This is a genomic window from Streptomyces sp. NPDC005784 (genome assembly GCF_042871525.1).
GTDB lineage: Bacteria > Actinomycetota > Actinomycetes > Streptomycetales > Streptomycetaceae > Streptomyces.
Genome location: NZ_JBIAIQ010000048.1, coordinates 51,800 through 57,799, shown reverse-complemented (window position 1 = coordinate 57,799; position 6,000 = coordinate 51,800). Strand labels below are relative to the sequence as shown.

The window sequence follows — 6,000 nt, the reverse complement described above, 5'->3', positions numbered from 1 at the left end:
CAGCGAATATTTGCTTGGTGGCGCCACTTCTTCCTCGTTTCCTGTTCAGGACAACCCTATTGGGTCCCTGTCCGGAAACTTCGTGGCCCCTCAGACCTGATCATCCCGCTGTCCCTCGACCATGCCGGCGGTGCCCGACCTGTGACCTTCAGCGAATGGCTCGGCCGCAACTCCTGGGACTTGCTTCCGCCCGGCTGGGGATGAGACCCGGCGTCATCGGGCCGCCCGGGAAGATGAGCCGTGATCCGAGGAGGCGGCCTAGCTGTTCGGGGGCTTCTCGCCGGGGTTCTTGGGGCGCTCGTTCGGCCGGTGACTGGGGCCGTTCAATGATGACCTGGTGACTGGTGTTGATCAGCCGGTCAAGCGGCGACTCGGCGACGACGGGGTTGGGGAAGAGGGGATACCAGTCGCTGGGCGCCCGGTTGCTGGTGATGATCAGCGAGCGTCCCTGACGCTCGGAGATCAGTTCGTAGAGGTCGTCGGCCTGGGCCGCGCTCAGCTGCCGCATGGCGAAGTCGTCCAGGATGCGAGGACGTCGGGTCGGATCAGCTCTCGCATGCGCTTGTCCCAGGTGCGATCCGCGTGGCCGCTGGCAGGCTCGGCCAGGACCCGGTTGGTCTTCGTGAAGCGGACGTTCGCGCCCTGCCGGACGGCGAGGTGGCCCAGGGCCTGGGCGACGTGTGTCTTGCCGACGCCGACGGGTCCGAACAAGACACCAACTCGCCGGCATGGAGCCAGCGCAGGGCGGCCAGGTCACGGATCTCGGCTGCGGGCAGCTTCGGAGAAGCGGCGAAATCAAACTCCTCCAGAGTGACCTGCTGCTCGAACTTCGCCTTCTGTAAGCGCCGTTGGAAGGCGACCGTCGCGGGCCTGCAGACGATCGCAGCCCCTTACACTGCCGAAGCCGACAGGACGCCCCGGCAGAACCCGATTGCAGCGCATTTTTGCCCCGTGTGAGAGTGGGGCACATGGGTAACTCGCAGGCGTATCCCGTCTTCCGCACCAGCGACGCCGTCGAGGCGTGGACGCAGGCGCTGCGCTTGAAAGCTCTGCTGGAGGATCACGACGACGAGGTGATCCTGATGGCCGAGGTGCTGACTGTCGAGGACACGCGGCGGATGGCGGCGGTGCTTCCCGACGCTGAGTTCTGCTACGTCCACCCCCGGAGCCGAGGCGGAGCGGCCCGGCGTCGCCAAGTACGACGGCGTGGAGGTTGTCTTCAACGGCGACGATGTCAACTTGTCTCAGTCGGCCGACCACCACACCGTCTTCGTTCACGTGGATAAATGGGGCGATTGTCCACGGGCAGAGAAACTCGCCGCGCACCTCGGCAGCACCGTGCTGGGAGACGACCAGCTCGGCTGGTGAGGGGCGCGGCCCGCTCGCTCACGAGGCGCACGCAGTCGGGCTCGGTATCGTCTCAACGACTGTGGTGGCTCGCCGTTCAAGGTCCCGGTGCCAGCGCCTGGGCCTCCAGCAGATCTGGGGCGCCCGGATCAGTGCTGTAACGAAGGGGACAAGATCGCACACATGGCGCAGCGGCCGTGCCTACCCTGCCTGACATGGGCGGGATTGATGTGGCCAACGGAGTCGTCGGCGCTGTTCTCGGGATGCTGTTCGCGGTGCTGTTCCAGCAACCCTTACAAAACACCTGGTACAGGCTGCAATCTCGCTCGACGCGTGCGGTACGTGGCCTGAGGCAGCGGGAGGAGTCCACTCCCGCGTGGAGAACTTTCTCTCTAGGCCCTCTTCACACCTCCGCCCTGATTGTTGAAGGGGACGGCGAATCCGCCATACTCGCCGAAGCCGTCTACATCCAAGTGCTCGACCAACCAATCGAATTACCTTCGGACATGGTCGGCTGGCGGGCTGAAATCGAGGCGGAGAGCACGCACTTACGAACAGAGGGCCGGACACCTTTGTGGAATGGTCCTCGCTACGCGGTCGAGTCGTTCGACGTCTCGCGGACCGCACTCGACGAGCAACCCGAAGTCCACCTGCGTCTGCGCCCAACGGACTACTACACTTTTCTCGCGGCTCAACAACTCGACCGTCGACTGGCCGACGGGACAAGTCCCCGTTCACGCTACCTCGACCCTGACGATCCGCTGGCGGCGCCCGCATTTCTGCAATGCAGTTTTGCCGTCAACGTCGCGGTTGTGACCGCCGACGACATGTTGGTCATCAGCCAACGCAGCGACCGGGTCCGCATGGCACCTGGCGTCTGGAACTCCTCCGTCAACGAGGGTATGTCACGCCACATCGATTCGTCCGGCAGGAGTGCCCCGGACCTGTATGCAGTCGCCCGTCGTGGGATGCGGGAGGAATTGTCCATCGAACCACTCGACTACTCCATCGAGTTGCTCGCCTTTGTGCTGGACATCGAGAAGCGCCACTGGAGTGCCCACTTCTACGCCAGACTGAACGACTTGAACCGGGAGGATCTACAGGAACGCATGAGCAGAGGAGTATCAGATCGCTGGGAACATCAGACCATCGACTACGTACCCTTCCGGCCCACGACCGTCGTCAAATACATGCTACGTCCCGATCGAATTCACCGATGGGCTCCTCTCGCGCCGGCATTGTTCTATCTTTCATTGGTGCATGTGTTCAGCCGTGCACCGGTCGAAAGAGCGAGGGCGCAAGTCATTCGACACATGTAGGAGGACCGTTGCCTGCCGGGACCGCAACCCGTGTCGGGACGAACTGGGTATCGAGACTCGCAGAGTAAGCTCCTTTGAATTCCACTCAAGCCTTGAGGATCGGTCCTCCACGTCGACGCGGAGGAGTTCGGCTGAGACCAAGAGGTCTATGGACGCGGCTTGACATGGATCATCAAGCATCGTTCACAGACCTGTGGTCCATGTGACCCGGTTGTGCCCGGATTGCCGGTCAGGGACGCAGGTGGGCCAGCAGTTCTTCACCGGCGGGGTATCCCTGCTCCTGGGGGAGCAGTCGGGTAGCTGAGTCCAGTTCGCCGTCCCTGACGAGTGCGTGGATCTCGTGGGCGAGCGGGGTCACGTCGCTGATGGACACGATCCACTCGTCCGCGTAATGCGACGATGCCTCACCTGAGAGCCCCAGTTGCAGCGAGCGGTGTGGCAGGGGACGCAGGTGCAGATCGCGTTCGGGATCCCACTGCACACGGGCCGGTGCGCGCTTGAGGTCACGCTGCCAGGTGCCGCGATCCGGATGCAGTCCTCGGACGTAACTCGACAGGCAGGCATGACGCAGCGCCCAGTCGAAGCCGTCGCGAGTGATCTCGACGGCGAGGACGGTCTCCTGACCCTCCTTCGTGCCCCAGCCGGAGCGGTACATCATCCACATGAAACTGGGTTTGATCCACGTCATGCGGCCAGGCTTCCACGCGGCGGGGAAACGGCCCTTACTGGCGGCGGGTCCGCCGATCTCTGGGCGGTACGCCTGGTAGACGGTGATCGTGGACGCCGTGTGGAGCGCGCGGATCCTGCGGTGCGGTTCTTCCATGGTGTACAGCGTGAGCTCGGTCAGCTCAGGTGACCACCGATTTTCGACCCGCACAGCCTCTTCCGTGCTGCGGGCAGTCACCGTCCGAGGCTGCTCTACTCCACGTCGATGCCGTCTCGTGGCAGACATGCGCAGGGCCGTGTGTCCGGGCCGGCGGCCGCCGTTCGGATCATCCAAGGCGGCCCTTCAGGTGATTGGCGGACGCCTCATGAGCCAGGCAGCCGTCGCAGGGGTACGACGTCTCAGCAGAGGACGAACCCAGAACGCCGTGAGGAGCTTGGCGATGTACGCAGCAGTCCGGCGGTACGAAGGCGTGACCGATACGGTCGAGGCGGCACGTCTCGTGAACGAGGGGTTCGTGGCGCTCATGCGCCAGGTCTCCGGCTTCGTGGCCTACTACTGGATCGATGCCGGGGACGGAGTGATGGTCTCGACCAGCGTCTTCCAGGACCGGGCCGGTGCCGAGGAATCGATCTCGAGGGCTGCGGACTTCGTGCGGGACAACCTTGCGTCACTGCTCCCCAACCCTCCCCGGGTCATGGCCGGCGAGGTGGTGGCTTCCGCATGACAGCGTTCGGACCGGCCACATGAAGCCTCCAGGGCTGTACCGGCCTGCAGTGCCCACGTGGTCGCCCTTCACAGCGTTGATCCCGCGAGGTGGGGTCGGCCGCAAAGAGGACTGTGAACGCGGCTTGACATCGGTCATCAACCCGCGTTGACAGACCTCTGTCCGTCACCAGCGACACAGGTCACAGACGAGTGAGTGCTGATGAGCGCGAGGTCGCGGCCGCGGTCCATGTTCGGCCCCTCCGGCTGAGCGTGGACCGAGCCAACATTCGTGCCCGTGACTTGGCTGGCCAGGCACTTGGGCACAGCCTCTGCCAAGCAATGAGCGGTGTGCATCGTGAAGTTGCTGGTCGCGGGTCTGGTGTGTGTGGGCTTCGGGGTGCTCGGGCTGGTTGCGGGCGGATGGCTCCCATCAAGATCGTCGGTCAGCGGGCGACTTCGCGGTTCGTCAGTACCAGCAGGGCCCTCACCAGCGCGGTCGCCCACTTCGGGTCGGTGCGTACCTTGCCGAGGACGAGGACGCGCCGGTTCTTCAGTGGTGATCTCGGCCAGGGTGCGTCGGTGGACCCACCGCGTCAGCCGCATTCCCCTGTGGCGACCGATGAGTTCCGGGGCCCGGTGGGGTCTACCTCCGCACAAGCGAAAGCTGCGCACGAGCTCTGTGAGGGGACCATGACTACCCACGCACTGTCACCCGTCGTCGACGCCGCAACTTGGGATCGCCAACTCGAGGCGCTGCGAGCCCGGGAGAAGGCCGCGACGCGGGAGCTTGACGCCATCGCCGCCGAGCGTCGTCGCCTGCCGATGGTCGAGATGCCCGACTACACCCTCGAGGGCAAGGACGGCCCCGTTCGGCTGGGTGGCGTCCCGCCAGGTGGTGTAGCGGATCAAGACACCGGAATCCGCAGGTCATCGCCGCATCGGCGCGGCTCGGGACCGCGCATGGCGCTGACGGCAGGTCAGCCGCTTCGCGACCCGGGAGCCGTGTCCCATGGGGTGGCCGACGCGCGGCTTACCGGAACGCGTCGAGCAAGGTCGCTTACACCACGAAGCGGGACACGACCTTCGGCTGGCGGACGTCTTCGAAGGCAAGAGGCAACTGATCGTCTACAACCACATGTGGTTCGCGGGCAAGGAATGGCAGTGCTCGGGCTGCACGGGGTTCACCTCGCAATACACCCGCCTGGAGTTCCTGGACAACTACGATGCGCGATTCGTCATCGTCACCCAGGGCCCGATCAAAGAGGCACTCGCCTACAAGCAGCGGGTCGGCAACCAGATGACGTGGTACTCGACTGCCAACAGCTCGTTCGGGGCCGACGTCGGCGCACCGCCCGACGGAGGATTCGCGGTCAACGTGTTCCTGCGCGACGGCGACACCGTCTATCGCACCTGGCACACCAACGGTCGGGGTACTGAGCAGCTCAGTCACACCTTCGCGCTGATCGACGTCCTGCCGTACGGACGGCAGGAGGAATGGCAGGATTCACCCGAGGGATGGCCTCAGTCGCCCACCTACAGTCGGTGGGCGACGTCCAAAGACATCGCTGCGCTCTATGCCTCGGGCTCTGGCGGCGGCTGAACGACCTGCATAGCTTGGCCACCTCGCTGGCGGGCCCGGGCAGCGCGGCCCGCCAGCGGGGCCGGTGCAGGCGGCAGGGAGGGGGCTGGAAGCCGACCAGAGCGTTCAGCGGCTGGTCAGGCGACCCTTCGCCCATTGCTCGACTGCCTCGGGGTCGACCAGCACCGCGTGCAAGACAGCCCTCAAGATCCACTGATGTCTTTGGGTTCTTCCGGCATGTTGGGGACGTGAGCCAGGCAGGCTGTCCGGGAGGTGATGGCGGGGTTTTGGTCGGAACCTGCCAGCGCCGGTCCGGGTCGGATCTTCACGGCGAGCCTGCGGCTGGGGGAGCTGCGGCGTGCCGATTGCGGCTACGCGCAGAT

At 65.0% G+C, this 6,000-nt stretch carries 7 protein-coding genes and 1 pseudogene; 5 read left to right on the top strand and 3 right to left on the bottom strand.

All coding sequences use genetic code 11. The features are described 5' to 3' along the window. Positions 1-148: 148 nt before the first annotated feature. Entirely contained in the window at positions 149-508 is a 360-nt protein-coding gene (locus ACFYR3_RS40455) for an ATP-binding protein (RefSeq protein ID WP_389287099.1), read from the bottom strand. Further along, positions 496-711 carry an ATP-binding protein gene (locus ACFYR3_RS40450; RefSeq protein ID WP_356785059.1) on the bottom strand — a complete coding sequence of 72 codons (216 nt, stop codon included), beginning with the start codon at positions 709-711 and terminating at the stop codon, positions 496-498. Before ACFYR3_RS40450 ends, ACFYR3_RS40455 begins: the two co-directional genes overlap by 13 nt. 528 nt (positions 712-1,239) lie before the next feature. On the opposite strand from ACFYR3_RS40450, the gene ACFYR3_RS40445 reads away from it, so the two are divergent. Both ACFYR3_RS40445 and ACFYR3_RS40440 read left to right on the top strand, forming a co-directional pair. Continuing rightward, the gene (locus ACFYR3_RS40445) at positions 1,240-1,368 is read left to right on the top strand and encodes a hypothetical protein (RefSeq protein WP_389287097.1); all 129 of its coding nucleotides are present in this window, start codon (positions 1,240-1,242) and stop codon (positions 1,366-1,368) included. Between the two features lie 194 nt (positions 1,369-1,562). Further along, on the top strand, positions 1,563-2,666 hold the full coding sequence (locus tag ACFYR3_RS40440; protein ID WP_355858752.1) for a hypothetical protein: 1,104 nt from the start codon (positions 1,563-1,565) through the stop codon (positions 2,664-2,666). Between the two features lie 229 nt (positions 2,667-2,895). Here ACFYR3_RS40440 and ACFYR3_RS40435 read toward each other — a convergent pair whose 3' ends face one another. Continuing rightward, a complete protein-coding gene (locus ACFYR3_RS40435) occupies positions 2,896-3,489 on the bottom strand; it encodes a DUF4291 domain-containing protein (protein ID WP_355858749.1) in 594 nt (197 codons plus the stop codon). Between the two features lie 283 nt (positions 3,490-3,772). Here ACFYR3_RS40435 and ACFYR3_RS40430 point away from each other — a divergent pair, with 283 nt between their 5' ends. The 3 genes and pseudogenes from ACFYR3_RS40430 to ACFYR3_RS40420 all read left to right on the top strand — a co-directional run bounded on the left by ACFYR3_RS40430 (position 3,773) and on the right by ACFYR3_RS40420 (position 5,638). Beyond that, the gene (locus tag ACFYR3_RS40430) at positions 3,773-4,057 is read left to right on the top strand and encodes a hypothetical protein (protein WP_355858746.1); all 285 of its coding nucleotides are present in this window, start codon (positions 3,773-3,775) and stop codon (positions 4,055-4,057) included. A gap of 671 nt (positions 4,058-4,728) precedes the next feature. After that, positions 4,729-4,908: pseudogene (locus tag ACFYR3_RS40425) on the top strand (DUF899 family protein); the annotation flags it as partial. A 139-nt stretch (positions 4,909-5,047) separates the two neighbouring features. Then, positions 5,048-5,638, top strand: coding sequence for a DUF899 family protein (locus ACFYR3_RS40420; RefSeq protein WP_389287094.1), 591 nt, complete (start codon positions 5,048-5,050; stop codon positions 5,636-5,638). Positions 5,639-6,000 lie beyond the last annotated feature (362 nt).